Consider the following 15,429-nt stretch of genomic DNA (forward strand, 5'->3'; position numbering starts at 1 on the left):
GCGGGGGATGACGTTTGATCGAGTTGCAGCGCGGTGGGTCATAGCGGCCGCCGCGCTGCAAGTCGGGAGCGGCCGCGGCTGCAGGCAGCCGCGCCGTCAGCTCACCAGCCCAGCAATTCCGGCTTGCGCGGCAGGTCGACGGTCTTGACCTTTTCGAGCTTGATGGTGCCCTTGGCGATCAGGTCCTTGAGGTCGCCGTCGGTTGGGCCGGACACCTTGGCGCGGTACAGGTCGACCTTCAGCGTGCCGCGGTGGTCCTTGTCGGTCCAGGTCGACGGGTTGCAGACGCCGTCCATGCCGGCCGGCACCCAGTCCTTCTTCTGATAGAAGCCCTTGCGGACGTTCTCGCCGGTGGCGCCGCCGTTGGCGGCGGCCCAGTCGAGCGCCTCCTTCATGTACAGCGCCGAGCAGACGCCGGCGACGTAGTGCACCGGGCGATAGGCCGTGCCGGACGGATCGGACACCTTGGAGATCGCCTCGACCATCTTCATGCCGGGCGCGCTGCCGCCCCAGGCCACTGCGGTGCGCAGCGGAAAGATCACGCCGTCAGCGGCGTCGCCGGCGGTCTTGGCGGCGTTCTCGTCCATGCCCCAGACGTTGCTCATGAACTGCACGTCGACGCCGGCTGCCTTGCAGGCCTTCATCACCGAGATGTTGGAGGCTGCGGTGTTGCCCAGATACGCGTAGTTGGCGCCCGAGCTCTTCAGCGACAGGCACTGCGCGCTGTAATCGCCCGGCGCCAGCGCGAACACCAGCGGCGGCAGCACCTCGAAGCCGAGTTCCTTGGCCATCGCTTCGCCGGCAGCCTTCGGCGCGTTGGGGTAGGGATGGTTGGCGCCCATGTGGACGAATTTCGGCGCGCCGGACTTGCCCTTGGCCTTCCAGTCTTCCGCCGCCCACATCAGTTCGGCGCGCAGCGCGTCCGAATAGGATGGGCCGTAGAAGAAGTTGTAGGGCGCAGGCTTGGCCTTGCCGCTGGTGCCTTCCGGATCGGTCAGTGCCGCCGCGTAGGAGCCCGACAGGTCGGGGATCTTGTCGTTGGCGAGGAAGCCGGTCAGCGCCTCGGTGTCGGCGGTGCCCCAGCCCATGATCGCCGCGACCTTGTCGCCGCCCGACCACTTTTTGTACAGCGCGATCGCGCGCGGCACCTGATAGCCGTAGTCGTTGGTGTCGACATTGAGCTGCTTGCCGCCGACGCCGCCGTTCTTGTTGACGTAAGCGAAGGTGTCGGCGACGGCTTGGCCGTAGGGCGTGCCGACGTCGGACGTGCCGCCGGAGTAATCGGCGAGATGGCCGATCGCGATCTGCGCCTGCGCGGTCGCCGACGTTGCGGCGATCGCCAGCGCCATCGCGGCGGTGCTCAAAAGAGATTTCATCGTCATCGGTGTTCTCCTCCAGTGTCTTTCTTATTGAAATCGAAGTGTCGTCGTGCGTCTCCCGTCGTCTCGCTCAGTGCGAGAACGGATAGAGTTTCCAATAGGCCTTGATCTGCCGCCAGCGATGCGCGAGTCCGTCCGGCTCGAACACCAGGAAGGCGATGATGATCAGGCCGATCGCGATCTCGCGCAGGAAGGTGAGGTTGTTGTTCAGCAGCAGCGCGCGGTCGATCGCACTGCCTTTCAATTCCATGCTGATCCATTCCATCGCTTCCGGCAGCAGCACCACGAAGGCGGTGCCCATCAGGGTGCCGGAGATCGAGCCGATGCCGCCGATGATGATCATCGCCAGGAACAGGATCGAGCGCTCGATGCCGAAGCCCTCGTTGGAAACCACGAGCTGATAATGCGCATACAGCGCGCCGGCGATGCCAGCGAAGAACGCGGCGAGGCCGAACGACAGCGTGCGATATTTGGTGAGGTTGATGCCCATGATCTCGGCCGAGAGATAATGGTCGCGCACCGCCACCAGCGCCCGGCCGTCGCGCGTGCGCATCAAATTGGTGACGAGAATGTAGCTGACCAGCAGATAGGCCAGCACCACGTAGAAATACTGCTTGTCGCCGCGCAGCACCCAGCCGAACAGCGAGAACGGATTGGCCGAGGCCGGCACCGAGCCGCCGGAGAACCATTCGGCGCGCGAGAAGAAGTCGAGCAGGATATACTGCGCCGCCAGCGTGGCGATGACCAGATACAGGCCCTTCAGCCGCGCCGCCGGCAGGCCGAACACCAGCCCGACCAGCGCGGTGACGATGCCCGCGAGCGGAATGGTGAAGAACACCGGGATCGGCAAATTGTTGTTGAGATAGGCCGAGGTGTAGGCCCCAAGCAGGAAGAACGCAGCGTGGCCGATCGAGATCTGGCCAGTGAAGCCGACCAGGATGTTGAGGCCCAGCGCCGCGATGCCGAAAATGCCGATCTGGATCAGGATGCTGAGCCAGTAGCCCGACAGCACCAGCGGCGCGAATGCGATCAGCACGGCCCCGAGGATCGCCATGTTGCGGCTGGTCCGGGTCGGGAAGATCGTGGTGTCGGCGGCGTAGGTGCTGCGGAAATCGCCGGCGGGGATCAAAGAGGTGTTGGCCATGGGTCAGATACGCTCGATGTCCTTGGTGCCGAACAGGCCGTAGGGCTTGATCATCAGGATGATGATCAGCACGTAGAACGGCGCGATTTCGTAGAGATTGCCCCAGTGCAGATATTCGCTGTCGACATACTGGGCGATGTTTTCGAGGAGTCCGATGATGATGCCGCCGAGCACAGCGCCGCCGATCGAATCGAGCCCCCCGAGGATCGCAGCCGGAAACACCTTGATGCCGTAGGCCGACAGGCCCGACGACACGCCGTTGACGACGGCGACCACCACGCCAGCGACCGCGGAGACGGTGGCCGAGATCGCCCAGGCCATCGCGAACACGCTCTTCACCGAGATGCCCAGCGATTGCGCGACCTGCTGGTTGAACGCAGTGGCCCGCATCGCAAGGCCGTATTTCGAGACTTTGAAGAACCACGCCATGCCGATCATCATGGCGATCGAGACCACGAGGCTCATCACGTAGACGGTCTGCAGCTGGAAGCCCGCGATCGTCACCGACTGGCTGGAGAAGATCTGTGGAAACGGCTGCGGGTTGACGCCGTAGATCCATTTCAGCGCCGCCTGGAAAACGGTCGACAGCGCGATCGTCACCATGATCACCGAGATGATCGGCTCACCGATCATCGGTCGTAACACCACGATCTGGATCGCGATGCCGAACAGGAACATGAACACCAGCGTGATCGGCATGCCGAGATAGAACGGTACCTGGTATTTCGTCAGCAGCGTCCAGCACACCCAGGCGCCGATCAGCAGCAGCTCGCCCTGCGCGAAATTGACGACCTGCGTCGCCTTGTAGATCAGCACGAAGCTCATCGCCACGACGCCGTACAGCGTGCCGACCACGAGGCCGTTGACGAGAAGCTGGATCAGGAGGTGCGAGTTCATGCGGCGGCCACGACGTGATAACCTCTCCCCGCGTGCGGGGAGAGGTCGGCGCGAAGCGCCGGGTGAGGGGGCGTCTCAACATGCGCCAGGCGAGAGATCTTCAGACCGAGCGAGCGCGTCGGTTGCGGCGAAACGCGACCGATGCGGAAAATAAGCTGTGGCAGCGGCTGCGATCCCGATCGCTGCTTGGCTTCAAGTTCGTTCGGCAGGAGCCGATTGGTCCTTACACGGTGGACTTTTTGAGCCGCGAGCGCCGTTTGATCGTCGAGGTAGACGGCGGGCAGCACGCCGGTAACGCGCAAGACTTGGTTCGCGACGAATGGCTGCGTTCGCATAATTACCGTGTCGTCCGGTTCTGGAACAACGACGTGCTCGGGAATATCGAGGGTGTTCTTTAAAGCCTCGCCGCTGTGCTCGCGGAGGCGCCCCCTCACCCGGATCGCTGACGCGATCCGACCTCTCCCCGCAAGCGGGGAGAGGTGAGGCTGCCGCCTGCTCGTCTGCTTCGACATCTCGGCGCGCACTGCGCACCTCTCCCCGCGCGCGGGGAGAGGTCGGATCGTCGCGAAGCGATGATCCGGGTGAGGGAGCGTTTCAGAGCAGCCGAGAGTACATGCAGGATCGGGGGGCAGACGAGACGAAATCATTCCGCGGCCTCCGCATGCGCGTGGCCGCTGCCCAGATCCACAACCTTCAGCGAGGTCCGGATGCGTTGCGTGGTGCCGTCCTGGAACTGGATCACGGTGTCGACCGGGATCTCACTTCGGCCGCCGTAGAGGCCGTCTATGATGTCGGCGTATTTCTCGTTGATGACGCTGCGGCGGACCTTGCGGGTGCGGGTGAGTTCGCCGTCGTCGGCATCGAGCTCCTTGTACAGCAGCAGGAAGCGGCTGATGCGCTGCGCGGTCGGAAGCGTCGCGTTGACGGTTTCGACTTCGCCGCGCAGCAGCTCGTAGACTTCGGAGCGCGAGGCGAGGTCCGAATAGGTGGTGAAGGCGATCCGCTTCTTCTCCGCCCATTTCGAGATGATCGAGTAGCGGATGCAGATCATCGCGGCGAGATGATCGCGCCCGGCGCCGAGCACCACGGCTTCGGCGACGTAGGGCGAGAATTTCAGCTTGTTCTCGATGTACTGCGGCGAGAATTTTTCGCCGTGCGAGGTCTCGGCGAGGTCCTTGATGCGGTCGATGACGACGAGCTGGCCGTTGGCGTTAAAATAGCCGGCGTCGCCGGAGTGCATCCAGCCGTCCTTCATGTCGGCGGCGGAGGCTTCTTCGTTCTTGTAGTAGCCCAGATACATGTTGGGATGGCGCACCACGATCTCGCCGATGCCCTGCACGTCGGGATTGAGGACCTTGATCTCGATCTCAGCGCCCATCGGCACGCCCGTGGTGTCGGGATCGACCGCGTTCGGCTGGTGCAGCGTGTAGGCGCCGAGCAGTTCGGTCTGGCCGTACAGCGTACGCAGCGGCACGCCCATGGCACGGAAGAACCGGAAGGTGTCGGGCCCGAGCGCCGCGCCGCCGGTCGCGGCTGAACGCAGCCGCGTAAAGCCGAGCCGGTCGCGCAGCGCGCGGAACAGCACGGCGTAGGCGAAGGCCGAATGCCGGCCGTGTTCGAGCGCCGCGAGCCCCGCTTTCATGCCGGTGTCGTATAGCCGCTGCTTCAACGGCGACGCGTCCATCACCCGCGCCCGCACATCCGCCGCGATGCCTTCCCAGACCCGCGGCGCGAACAGCACGAAGGTCGGCGCGATCTCGCGGAAGTCGTTCATCATCGTGTCGGGCTCTTCGACGAAGTTGACCTTCATCCGGCAGAGCAGCCCTTTGCCGAGCGCGTAGACCTGCTCCATGATCCACGGCAGCGGCAGCACCGAGACGTATTCGTCGTCCGGCCCCTTGGGGTCGAACGTCAAATAGGTGGCGCAATGTTTCAGCACGCGCCCGGCCGCCAGCATCGCCAGCTTGGGATGCGCGGTGGTGCCCGAGGTGGTGCACAGGATCGCGACGTCCTCACCGCCGGTGGCGTCGACGAGGCGATCGTACAGGCTCGGCTCGCGCGCGGCGCGGGCGCGGCCCATCGCGGCCAACGTATCGGCCGGCAGTAGCCGCGGGTCGTCGTATTTGCGCATGCCGCGCGGATCGGAATAGACGATGTGCTTGAGATTCGGCACGCGCTCGGCGAGCATCAGCAGCTTGTCGACTTGCTCCTCGTCCTCGGCGAACACCAGCCTGGCCTCGCCGTAGCTGAGCAGATACTCGGCTTCCTCGTCGAGCACGTCGCGATACAGACCGAGGCTCATCGCGCCGATCGCATGGGTGGCGATCTCGGCCGAGACCCAGTCCGGCCGATTGTCGCCGATGATGCCGATCACGTCGCCGCGGCCGAGCCCGAGCTCGACCATGCCGAGCGCGAAATCATGCACGCGCGCCTGGTAATCAGCCCAGGTGAATTCGCGCCACAGCCCGAGGTCCTTCTCGCGCAGCGCGATGGCGCCTGCAAATTCGCGGGCGTTGAGGCGGAGCAGTTTCGGAAACGTGTCGGCTGCCGCGACGCGGCCGAAATAGTCCATCATGCGACATGCTCCGCAGCGCTCGGATGGCTGGGCATGTCGTCCGGATCGACCAGCACCTCGTCCTCTTCGCCGAGATAAGCGCGCTTGACGTGCGGATCGGCCAGCACTTCGGCGGGTTCGCCCTCGGCGATCTTGCGGCCGAAATCCAGCACCACGACGCGGTTGGAGATATCCATCACCACGCCCATGTCGTGTTCGATCATCACCACCGTCATGCCGAACTCTTCGTTGAGGTCGACGATGTAGCGGGCCATGTCCTCCTTCTCTTCGAAGTTCATGCCGGCCATCGGCTCGTCGAGCAGGATCAGCTTCGGCTCCAGCGCCATCGCGCGCGCCAGCTCGACGCGCTTGCGCAGGCCATAGGAGAGGGTGCCGGCGGTGGCTTTGCGCACCGGCTGCAGGTCGAGAAAGTCGATGATTTCCTCGACCTTGTGGCGATGCTCGAGCTCTTCGCGCCTTGCGCCGAGCCAGTAGAGAGCGCCGGTGAAGAAGTTGTTCTTCAGCAGATGGTGGCGGCCCACCATGATGTTGTCGAGCACACTCATATGGTGGAAGAGCGCGAGGTTCTGGAAGGTGCGGCCGATGCCGAGCGGGGCGCGCGCGTTGGGCTTCAGCGCGGTGATATCGCGGCCATGATAGAACAGCTGGCCTTCGGTCGGCCGGTAGCGGCCCGAGATGCAGTTGACGATCGAGGTCTTGCCGGCGCCGTTCGGGCCGATGATGGAAAACAGCTCGCCGTCATTCACGGCGAAGCTGACCTCGCTCAGCGCGCGGACGCCGCCGAAACGAAGGGACACATTGCGCACTTCTAACGCGTGTTCCAAGCCTGCTCCTCCCCGAGCAACCGCCGTCATGCGGTCGGTGTTGCTCACAGCGCTTTGCGCGCCTTGTCCGGCGGTTGATCCGCCTTGCAAACCTTATAGCAGCCGATCGAATGACGATATTCGACTATTTTTGTGCTGGGGAAAGATCCTGGACGCAAGCGATGCCGCGCGCCGGCTCGCACGCGCGTTTGCGCGCGCGGCGCGGCGACGTCTTGCCGCACCATCAGGTCATGTATTGCAATGCAGCAAGCGCGTCCGAGGTATCAAGACCTTCGCCAGATCGTCGCGCGGCCCTGTTGGTCGGGGAGGTCGTAGGTCGCCGTTCGTTTGTAGCGGGTCTGGTCGGCCATGGCATCGACGATGCCGGCCATGCGCGCATAGTCCCAACCCAGGAGCGGTAAGGAATAGCGGCTGTCCGGCGCATCGATGATGACGACGACGTCGGCCGTCGATCGTGCAATTCGATCACGCATCAATTCCCGGACGTCCTCGCGCGACGGCTGCCGATCGATAAATGGATCGTCGACGACACGATTGCAGCGGCAGTGCTCGCGGGTCACCCAGGCGAACAGCTTGCTGGTGCCGAAGGTCGTGAACACGGCGACTTCGCGGCTGCCGTCGAGTTCCGGCAGATAGGGCCGGATCAGGTCGAGATCAGTCGGTCCCTCCGTGGCGCGGATCGCCGCCGTGTAGGCCACAGCGGGCAGGGGCCGGCCGATCACGACGGCAAGCAGCGACGCCACTGCGGCCGCTGCAACGAGGCCGCGAACCCAGAGCGACAGCGTTCGGCGCAGCCGGTGCAGCAGCATGGCGCAGCCGACGCCGGAGCAGATCCACACGGCAAATACCCAGGTCGACATGAAACGGCCCTGGTGCTGCGGGTGGATCACCACGCCGAGCCAGGCGATCGCGGCGAACAGGAAAACCACGCGGGCGCCGGGCGCAAGGCGCGGAAGCCCGAGCGCGCCGATCAGCGCCAGCGCCGCCACCGGCACAGCCATCCAGGGTGTTACGTGATAGCTCTCGTTGAACACGCGCCAGTAAAATTGCGCGCCCTCCCAGACACCGGTGTTGCCCTGCGGACTGTTCGCCGGGCCGACGAACCACAGAAAGCGCGACAGCCGGTGCGGCAACAGGAACGAGATCGCAATCGGCGTCAGGTGCCAGTACAGCAAAGCCCGGCCCGGCACCCCGAGCGCCGCATCGATCGCAGCCTTGTTGCGCCACCAGAACAGTGACCACCACAGAAACACCAGCGCGTAGGCGAGGGTGGTCAAGTTCTCCGGCGGATACAGCGAGACCGATTTTCCGAACAGCTCCAGCGCGGTCGGCCCGCGCGCGTAGATCGCGGCGATCAGCGCGGCGATCAGCGCCGCAAGGATCAGCAGCGGTTGGCGGAGGACGGCGCCGACCAGTGGTCCGATCTTGATGCGCCCGATCTCCCGCGCGAGTTGCATCGTGCCGTGGGATCGCTCCGACGCGAACGCGATCCCGATCGGGATCAGCAGCAGCCCCCAGTAATTGCCCTTATGGAAGAACAACACGGTCAGCAGCACGGCGAGCAGCCGCCAATGCGAGGCTCGGCCGGGTTCCTCCGATGCGCGCAGATAAGTCCACAGCGCGGCGGCGGATAGTCCCGCGCCGAGCCCCTCCAACATCACGTCGGCGCTGATCAGCCGAAACGCCGGGCTGGAGGCGGTGAGCACGGTTGCGATCGCTGCGGCGAACAGGCCTTCGATGCGGTTCGTCACCATCCGGCGCGCGATCAGCCAGACGAAGGCCAGCGTCATCACCCAGCCGATCAGGCTCGGGACGATGGCGAGGCGGTAATCGATGCCACCGACCAGCAGCACCGCGCTGAGCACCAGCCCGTGGAACGGCGGCCACACCTTGGCCTTCTCGAGTTCGCCGAAAAACCAGGCCGGATCGAGATTGCGCGCCGCCAGCGCGAGGTCGAGGCCAAAGCTGTAGTGCGAATTGCGATCGTGATAGAAGCCTCGCCACAGCTGGTCCGGCGCACGTTCATAGGAGATCCACATCGCAGCGGCGATGGCGATCGCCACCGCCAGCACGATCAGGAATGCGGCCGTGTCGATCCATTTGCTGCGATCAGCCGTCTGGTCGACCTGTCGTTCGGCATTGACCATCATCGTCCCCGGCGGCATGCGGTCATCCGAAGCGAATCCCGCCAATGTCCCGGTCCGGATAGCACGCCGGCATTGGCGGCGATAAGGCCGATCGCGCCGTGGCGCGCTGGCTCACGGCCTTGCGGGCTCGGCGTACAAGCGGGCGAACACCATTCCGATGAAGATCGAGATCATCGCCGCGCTGAACGCGTTCATCGACAGCAGTCCGGCGTACTCGACGTCCTGATAGACGTGCGGCGGCGGGCTGTAGCTGCCGTGCAGGAACAGGTAGGCGACGACCGGCAAGCCGGCCAGCGGCAGCATCAGCAGCCGTTCGCTCGGCCGAAACAGCACGCTCGCCAGCATCGCGCAGGGCAGCAGGAACAGTTCGATCCCGGACGGCTCCCCGATCACCCAGGTGCAGAACACCGTGTTCCCGGTCGTCATCAGCGCCAGCGCAACGCGCCCGAGTCGCGATTGAATGCGGGAGAGCGCGGGGACCGCGAGGAAAAACGGAAACGACAACAGCGTCAGCAGCAGCCAGGGCATCCCGCCGGCGCCTGCGACGAAGGCGACATACAGCGGATAGAACGGCGCATTGCCGGCCAGCACCAGCGCCACCAGGTTGCCTGTGGCGGCGAGCGGGTCGTCGTTGGCGGCAAAATCAGCGAGCCAGGTTCTCGTTCGGTTCAGCGCAGGCAGCATCAAGGCTCATGATTCGGGGGCGACGCGGGCTCGTCCGGCGATCGTAGTCCGGATGCAGCCGATGCGGAAGCGCGCATCGCGATCGTTCGTGTCTGGTCGACCAGCAGGATGGCGACGCTGCGCGGAGATCACCCCACGCGCCGCGTCGCTCGTCCAATCGCCCGCCGCAACTCCCGGAATGGTCGCTATTCGACCGAGGCCTGCGGTCTCGGAATCGCCACGCGGTAGATCGCTCCGTCTCCCCAGGTCGCCGTCAACAGGGTCGCGCCATCGGGCGCGAGCACCAAACCAACCGGACTTCGCAATCCGTCCGCGATGACGCGGGGTGTTCCGGTTGCAAGGATCTCCTGAATGGTGGTGCCGCCATAATCGACGACGAAGACGCGGCCGTCGCCGGTCTGCGCGATTCCGGGGCCGGGCGCCGCGAACGCCTCGCCGGCTTCGATCCGGCTGCCGTCCGGTCGAACGATGGTCACGCCGCCGGCGATGTTGGCGACGACATAGCCGCCATCGCCCGTCTGGACTGCAGCGACCGGCGTGCGGAGGCCGTCGATGACCGGCCGGAGCTTGCCGTCGTCGGTCACGGTCAGAATGTGGTTGGTGCGGCGGTTGGCGATCAGCAGCCGTCCGGCCCGATCGAAACCGATGCCGGCCGGTGTCGCCAGACCGGTCACGTGGACACGGCGTTCGCCCTCTGGCGTGAAGCGATAGATTTCATCGCGTGAATACGACGCGACGTAGATCGAGCCGTCACGGCCGATGGCGAGTCCGGATGGGCCGGAGAGGCCCTCGGCGAAGGTCGCGCGATGGCCATCGCGATCGATGCGGGAAACCCGCCCGGCGCTCCATTCGGCGACGTAAAGGTTGCCGGCGGCATCGTAGGCCATGCCGACCGGCGCGTTGAAGCCGTCCCATTGTTTGACGGGCGTCGATACCGCTGCCTGCTCGGCAGCGATTGCTTTGATTGAGCCGGTGATGACGGCCGCGGCCAGTGCCAATCCGCCGATAGTCAGGACGCGAGTAAGGTTGCTCATGCCGCGTGCTCCTGATCCGCCGCTGTGCGGGCGGCGAACGTCTCTTTGGCGGCGAACAGGCCGTTCAGCGCCGCCGGGAAGCCGGCATAGACCGCCATCTGCATGATGATCTCGGTGACCTCGTCGCGGCTCAGCCCGACATTGAGCCCGGCCTCGATATGGACCTTGAGCTGCGGCGCGGCGTTGCCCATCGCGGTCAGGGCCGCGATGGTCGCGATCTCGCGCGCGCGCAGGTCGAGGCCGGGGCGGTTGTAGATATCGCCGAACGGAAACTCGATCACATAGCGGGCGAAATCCGGCGCGATATCGGCCAGCGAATCGATCACCTTGTGGCCGGCGTCGCCGTCAATCGCCGAGAGCGCGCGCAGGCCGCGCTCGAACCTTTCGTGCTGGTCGGATTGGTGTTGCGTCATTGTCCGTCTCCACCTTGCTGGCGCCGGCGGCATAGCCGGCGATCTTGGTGTCGAGGACGGTCAGGCAGGCCAGCAGTTCGGCGACATGCGCCTGCACCTTGTTGCGGTGCTGCTGCAACAGGACGCGACGGGCGTCCTCTGTCGCGGCACCACGCGCGCGCAGCTTCGCATAGCGCAGCATGTCCCGTATCGGCATCCCGGTGGTCTTGAGGCGACCGAGAAATTCGATCCAGACCAGGATCGACACGTCGTAGTCACGCTGGCCCGACGCATCGCGCGGGGCGCGGGGCAACAGCCCGATCCGCTCGTAGTAGCGCAGCGTGTGCGCCGTCAGCCCGGTTCGCCTGGCGAGGTCTCCGATCTTCATGGGCTGCCCTGTCCGTCACGACGCCCTGTTGCTACAGGTTAGAGCGCGCTCCAAGTCAAGCGCGAATCCGCGCAGGCGTGAAGTTGCAGCAGCGGATGGGATCGGCGGCGGCCGGCGGCTCACACCTCAAGCCATTCCTTGCGGACGGCGGCGTTGCCTTTGAGATCGTCCGGGGTGCCTTCGAACACGATCTTGCCGTGGCCCATGACGTAGAGCCGGTGCGAGATCCGCATCGCGATCGACAGCTTCTGCTCGACCAGCAGGATGGCGACGCCGCGCCGGGCGATCTCGGCGATCAGGTCGCCGACCTGCTGCACGATCAACGGCGCGAGGCCTTCGGTCGGCTCGTCGATCATCACCAGTTCGGGATCGCCCATCAGCGTCCGGCAGATCGTCAGCATCTGCTTCTCGCCGCCGGACAGCACGCCGGCCGGAGTGTCGGCGCGGGCCTTGAGGTTGGAGAACATGTCGAGCATGTCGTCCAGCCGCCACTTGCCGGGATTGCGCGGGTTCTTGACGCCGAGCATCAGGTTCTGCCGGACGGTGAGGCCCGGGAAAATGTCGCGGTGCTCCGGCACGTAGCCGAGACCGAGATGCGCGATCTTGTAGCTCGGCAGCCCGGCGATGTTCTTGCCCTTGAACAGGATGGTGCCGTGCGGCGCCACTTCGCCCATCACCGCCTTGACGGTGGTGGAGCGGCCGACGCCGTTGCGGCCGAGCAGGCTGACCACTTCGCCGGAGCCGATCTGCATGTCGACGCCCTGCAGGATGTGGCTCTTGCCGTAATAGGCGTGCAGATCCTTGATCTCGAGCATCAGGCTGCCTCCTCGCCGAGATAGGCTTCCTTGACCTTGGGATTGCCGCGGATCTCGTCCGGTGTGCCGGAGGCGATCACCTGACCGTAGACCAGCACCGAGATGCGGTCGGCGAGGCCGAACACCACGCTCATGTCGTGTTCGACGATCAGCAGCGTGCGGCCTTCGGTGAGCCGGCGGATCAGCGCCACCGCGCGTTCCGTCTCGGCATTGCTCATGCCGGCGGTCGGCTCATCGAGCAGGATCACGTTGGCGCCGCCCGCGATGGTGATGCCGATCTCCAGCGCGCGCTGCTCGGCGTAAGTCAGCAGGCCGGCCGGGATGTCGCGGCGCGAGGTCAGGTGGATGTCCTCGAGGATCTGCGCGGTACGCTCGCGTACCTCCGGCAGATTGTCGACGTTCTTCCAGAACGCGTAGCGATGCCCGGTCGCCCACAGCACGGCGCAGCGCAGATTTTCCCACACCGTCATGTTGGCGAACACGTTGGTGACCTGGAACGAGCGTGACAGGCCGCGGCGGTTGATCTGGAACGGCCGCAGCCCGGAGATCTCCTCGCCGCGCAGCAGGATGCTGCCGGAGGTCGGCTTCATGTAGCCCGAGATCAGGTTGAAGGTGGTCGACTTGCCGGCGCCGTTCGGGCCGATCAGCGCGTGGCGCTCGCCCTGCGCGACCGACAACGTCACGTTCTGGATCACCTTGGTGATGCCGAAGCTCTTCTCGACGTTGGTGAGTTGGATCGCGGGGGTCATGCGGCGTAAACCTTGGCGCGGGCGGCGGTCAGCGTGGTGTCCCAGCTCTCGGCGACGCGTTTCCAGGCCATCCGCGCGAGGATGAAGCCGATGATGATCAGAGCGGCGGAGGCGGCCCAGGTCAGCGGGCTGGCGGCGTTGAAGGGGACGCCGAACGCGATCCGGTTCGGATCCTCGTGGGGGTTGACGGTGTAGTGCACGATGGTCTCGATCATCAGCATCAGCCCGGTGCACAGCGCCAGCGTCGGCAGCGCGGCGAGCAGATAGCTCGGCAGCATCCGGCTCAGCATGCCGGCGCGGATCAGCGGCCGGTGCATCATCAGCAGGCCGGTGATGCCGCCGGGCGCGAACACCACGACGCAGATGAAGAACAGGCCGAAATACAACTGCCAGACCTGGGTCATGTCGCTCAGCACCAGCGACAGCACGGTGACGAAGATCGCCCCGACGATCGGGCCGATGAAGAAGCCGATGCCGCCGATATAGGCGGCGAACAGGACGGTGCCGGACTGCACCGCGCCGAGATAGGCCGAGTTGGCGATCTCGAAATTGATCGCCGCCAGCGCGCCGGCGATGCCGGCAAAGAAACCGGAGAAGCAGAAGGCGAGGTAGCGCACGACGTGCGGATCGTAGCCGACGAACTGCACGCGCTCCGGATTGTCGCGCACGGCGTTGCACATCCGGCCGAGCGGCGTCCGGGTCAGCGCGTACATCGCGATCATGGCGATCAGCGTCCAGGCCGCGATCAGATAATAGATCTGGATCTGCGGGCCGAATGACAGCCCGAACACCTTGAACAGCTTGGCGCGGTTGGCCGAGATGCCGGCCTCGCCGCCGAAGAAGGTGCGCAGGATCAGCGCCGAGGAGGCGACCAGCTCGGCGAGGCCGAGCGAGATCATCGCAAATGCGGTGCCGGAGCGCTGCGTCATCACCCAGCCGATCAGCGCGGCGAAAAACAGCCCGGCCATGCCGCCGATCAGCGGCACCAACGGCAGCGGAATCGCCCACTTGTTGAAGCCGAGGAAGTTGATGGTGTGGATCGCGAGGAAACCGCCGAGGCCGTAATACACCGCGTGGCCGAACGACAGCATGCCGGTCTGGCCGAGCAGGATGTTGTAGGACAGCGCGAAGATGATCGAGATGCCAACCAGGCTGAAGGTCGTCAGCGAGCCCCCGGAGGAAAACACCTTCGGCAGCAGCAGCAGGATCAGCGCGGTGGCGATCCAGGTCCCGTAGAATTTCAGCCGGTCGGACACGGCCGGCCGTGGCGGCGCCACGCGAGCAGCGAGGTCGGTCATGTTTCGCGAGTTCCCAACAGGCCCATCGGCCGGAAGATCAGGATCAGCACCAGCAGCAGATACGGAATGATCGGGGCGATCTGCGCGACCGTCACGTTCCAGATGTCGCTGAGCCAGGATTGCGCCAGGTCGGGACCGAGCGGTCCGAACACCGAGGCGAGCGAGCCGTTGACCGAGACCGCGAAGGTCTGCACCAGGCCGATCAGCAGCGAGGCGATGAACGCGCCGGGCAGCGAGCCGAGCCCGCCGACCACCACGACCACGAACAGGATCGGCCCGAGCAGCGCCGCCATGTTCGACTGTGTCACCAGCGACGGGCCGGCGATCACGCCGGCGACGGCGGCGAGTGCCGTTCCGACGCCGAACACCAGCATGAAGATGCGTTCGACGTTGTGGCCGAGATGCGCAACCATGTGCGGGTGGGTCAGCGCCGCCTGCACGATCAGGCCGACGCGGGTCTTCTTCAGCACCACCAGCAGCCCGACGAAGATCACCACCGACACCGCCAGCATGAACATCTTGTAGGCTGGGTAGTTGGTCGAGAAGATCGTGAAGGCCGGGAAATCCAGCAGCGTCGGGACGCGGTAGTCGACCGGGACCTTGCCCCAGATGATCGACACCACTTCTTCGATTGCAAAAGCGAGGCCGAAGGTGAACAGCAGCTCGGCGACGTGGCCGTTCTTGTGGACCCGGCGCAGGCCGTAGCGCTCGACCGCGGCGCCGATCGCGCCGGCCAGCAGGGGAGCGATCAGCAGCGCCGGCCAGTAGCCGAACCAGCGGCTGATTTGAAATCCGAAAAAGGCGCCCAGCATATAGAAGCTGGCATGGGCGAAGTTCAGCACGCCGAGCATGCTGAAGATGACGGTGAGCCCGCTCGCCATCAAAAACAGCAGCATCCCGTACAGAACGCCGTTGAGGGTGGAGATGACGATCAGCTCGAGCACAGTGACTGCCTGCAACTGAGGGAAGGGCGTGTAGTCACCTCTCCCCGCTTGCGGGGAGAGGTCGGATTGCGCAGCAATCCGGGTGAGGGGGCGTTTCGACAGAGCGCGGACGTTGCGTCGTGTGGAGGCGGGGGGGGGGGGGGGGGGGGGGGGGGGGGG

The 15,429-nt window shown here is 65.3% G+C and carries 15 protein-coding genes; 1 reads left to right on the plus strand and 14 read right to left on the minus strand.

Going from position 1 to position 15,429, the window contains the following annotated elements:
• Positions 1 to 101: 101 nt before the first annotated feature.
• The 3 genes from LPW26_RS10370 to LPW26_RS10380 all read right to left on the minus strand — a co-directional run bounded on the left by LPW26_RS10370 (position 102) and on the right by LPW26_RS10380 (position 3,420).
• The gene (locus LPW26_RS10370) at positions 102 to 1,382 is read right to left on the minus strand and encodes an ABC transporter substrate-binding protein (protein ID WP_238734909.1); all 1,281 of its coding nucleotides are present in this window, start codon (positions 1,380 to 1,382) and stop codon (positions 102 to 104) included.
• 67 nt (positions 1,383 to 1,449) lie between these two features.
• Positions 1,450 to 2,523: a branched-chain amino acid ABC transporter permease gene (locus tag LPW26_RS10375; RefSeq protein WP_238734910.1), complete on the minus strand. Its 1,074-nt coding sequence runs from the start codon at positions 2,521 to 2,523 to the stop codon at positions 1,450 to 1,452.
• A gap of 3 nt (positions 2,524 to 2,526) precedes the next feature.
• A complete protein-coding gene (locus LPW26_RS10380) occupies positions 2,527 to 3,420 on the minus strand; it encodes a branched-chain amino acid ABC transporter permease (RefSeq protein WP_238734912.1) in 894 nt (297 codons plus the stop codon).
• 80 nt (positions 3,421 to 3,500) lie between these two features.
• On the opposite strand from LPW26_RS10380, the gene LPW26_RS10385 reads away from it, so the two are divergent.
• The gene (locus tag LPW26_RS10385) at positions 3,501 to 3,818 is read left to right on the plus strand and encodes an endonuclease domain-containing protein (protein WP_238734914.1); all 318 of its coding nucleotides are present in this window, start codon (positions 3,501 to 3,503) and stop codon (positions 3,816 to 3,818) included.
• A gap of 245 nt (positions 3,819 to 4,063) precedes the next feature.
• On the opposite strand, the gene LPW26_RS10390 is transcribed toward LPW26_RS10385, so the two are convergent.
• The 11 genes from LPW26_RS10390 to LPW26_RS10440 form a co-directional block, all read right to left on the minus strand.
• A complete protein-coding gene (locus LPW26_RS10390; protein ID WP_238734916.1) occupies positions 4,064 to 5,995 on the minus strand; it encodes a long-chain fatty acid--CoA ligase in 1,932 nt (643 codons plus the stop codon).
• Positions 5,992 to 6,819, minus strand: coding sequence for an ABC transporter ATP-binding protein (locus LPW26_RS10395; protein WP_238734918.1), 828 nt, complete (start codon positions 6,817 to 6,819; stop codon positions 5,992 to 5,994). Before LPW26_RS10395 ends, LPW26_RS10390 begins: the two co-directional genes overlap by 4 nt.
• A 263-nt stretch (positions 6,820 to 7,082) precedes the next feature.
• On the minus strand, positions 7,083 to 8,984 hold the full coding sequence (locus tag LPW26_RS10400; protein WP_238734920.1) for a glycosyltransferase family 39 protein: 1,902 nt from the start codon (positions 8,982 to 8,984) through the stop codon (positions 7,083 to 7,085).
• Positions 8,985 to 9,077: 93 nt separating this feature from the next.
• Positions 9,078 to 9,650 (minus strand): hypothetical protein, encoded by a 573-nt coding sequence (locus tag LPW26_RS10405; RefSeq protein ID WP_238734922.1) that lies wholly within the window; start codon positions 9,648 to 9,650, stop codon positions 9,078 to 9,080.
• A gap of 185 nt (positions 9,651 to 9,835) precedes the next feature.
• Positions 9,836 to 10,684: an NHL repeat-containing protein gene (locus LPW26_RS10410; RefSeq protein ID WP_238734924.1), complete on the minus strand. Its 849-nt coding sequence runs from the start codon at positions 10,682 to 10,684 to the stop codon at positions 9,836 to 9,838.
• Positions 10,681 to 11,097 carry a carboxymuconolactone decarboxylase family protein gene (locus tag LPW26_RS10415; protein ID WP_238734926.1) on the minus strand — a complete coding sequence of 139 codons (417 nt, stop codon included), beginning with the start codon at positions 11,095 to 11,097 and terminating at the stop codon, positions 10,681 to 10,683. Before LPW26_RS10415 ends, LPW26_RS10410 begins: the two co-directional genes overlap by 4 nt.
• A complete protein-coding gene (locus LPW26_RS10420; RefSeq protein WP_238734928.1) occupies positions 11,030 to 11,464 on the minus strand; it encodes a MerR family transcriptional regulator in 435 nt (144 codons plus the stop codon). Before LPW26_RS10420 ends, LPW26_RS10415 begins: the two co-directional genes overlap by 68 nt.
• Before the next feature lie 119 nt (positions 11,465 to 11,583).
• Positions 11,584 to 12,279, minus strand: coding sequence for an ABC transporter ATP-binding protein (locus tag LPW26_RS10425; RefSeq protein ID WP_238734930.1), 696 nt, complete (start codon positions 12,277 to 12,279; stop codon positions 11,584 to 11,586).
• Entirely contained in the window at positions 12,279 to 13,028 is a 750-nt protein-coding gene (locus tag LPW26_RS10430) for an ABC transporter ATP-binding protein (protein WP_238734933.1), read from the minus strand. The genes LPW26_RS10425 and LPW26_RS10430 overlap by 1 nt, the downstream gene beginning before the upstream one ends.
• Positions 13,025 to 14,326 (minus strand): branched-chain amino acid ABC transporter permease, encoded by a 1,302-nt coding sequence (locus LPW26_RS10435; RefSeq protein ID WP_238734934.1) that lies wholly within the window; start codon positions 14,324 to 14,326, stop codon positions 13,025 to 13,027. Before LPW26_RS10435 ends, LPW26_RS10430 begins: the two co-directional genes overlap by 4 nt.
• Entirely contained in the window at positions 14,323 to 15,270 is a 948-nt protein-coding gene (locus tag LPW26_RS10440; protein WP_238734935.1) for a branched-chain amino acid ABC transporter permease, read from the minus strand. The genes LPW26_RS10435 and LPW26_RS10440 overlap by 4 nt, the downstream gene beginning before the upstream one ends.
• Between the last annotated feature and the right edge of the window lie 159 nt (positions 15,271 to 15,429).

The organism is Rhodopseudomonas infernalis (genome assembly GCF_022271405.1).
GTDB lineage: Bacteria > Pseudomonadota > Alphaproteobacteria > Rhizobiales > Xanthobacteraceae > Rhodopseudomonas > Rhodopseudomonas infernalis.

What these genes read in the sequence shown, in the direction of transcription:
- LPW26_RS10370 (WP_238734909.1), bottom strand. Translation starts at nt 1,382, where the DNA reads ATGACGATGAAATCTCTTTTGAGCACCGCCGCGATGGCGCTGGCGATC.
- LPW26_RS10375 (WP_238734910.1), bottom strand. Translation starts at nt 2,523, where the DNA reads ATGGCCAACACCTCTTTGATCCCCGCCGGCGATTTCCGCAGCACCTAC.
- LPW26_RS10380 (WP_238734912.1), bottom strand. Translation starts at nt 3,420, where the DNA reads ATGAACTCGCACCTCCTGATCCAGCTTCTCGTCAACGGCCTCGTGGTC.
- LPW26_RS10385 (WP_238734914.1), top strand. Translation starts at nt 3,501, where the DNA reads ATGCGCCAGGCGAGAGATCTTCAGACCGAGCGAGCGCGTCGGTTGCGG.
- LPW26_RS10390 (WP_238734916.1), bottom strand. Translation starts at nt 5,995, where the DNA reads ATGATGGACTATTTCGGCCGCGTCGCGGCAGCCGACACGTTTCCGAAA.
- LPW26_RS10400 (WP_238734920.1), bottom strand. Translation starts at nt 8,984, where the DNA reads ATGCCGCCGGGGACGATGATGGTCAATGCCGAACGACAGGTCGACCAG.
- LPW26_RS10405 (WP_238734922.1), bottom strand. Translation starts at nt 9,650, where the DNA reads ATGCTGCCTGCGCTGAACCGAACGAGAACCTGGCTCGCTGATTTTGCC.
- LPW26_RS10410 (WP_238734924.1), bottom strand. Translation starts at nt 10,684, where the DNA reads ATGAGCAACCTTACTCGCGTCCTGACTATCGGCGGATTGGCACTGGCC.
- LPW26_RS10415 (WP_238734926.1), bottom strand. Translation starts at nt 11,097, where the DNA reads ATGACGCAACACCAATCCGACCAGCACGAAAGGTTCGAGCGCGGCCTG.
- LPW26_RS10420 (WP_238734928.1), bottom strand. Translation starts at nt 11,464, where the DNA reads ATGAAGATCGGAGACCTCGCCAGGCGAACCGGGCTGACGGCGCACACG.
- LPW26_RS10425 (WP_238734930.1), bottom strand. Translation starts at nt 12,279, where the DNA reads ATGCTCGAGATCAAGGATCTGCACGCCTATTACGGCAAGAGCCACATC.
- LPW26_RS10430 (WP_238734933.1), bottom strand. Translation starts at nt 13,028, where the DNA reads ATGACCCCCGCGATCCAACTCACCAACGTCGAGAAGAGCTTCGGCATC.
- LPW26_RS10435 (WP_238734934.1), bottom strand. Translation starts at nt 14,326, where the DNA reads ATGACCGACCTCGCTGCTCGCGTGGCGCCGCCACGGCCGGCCGTGTCC.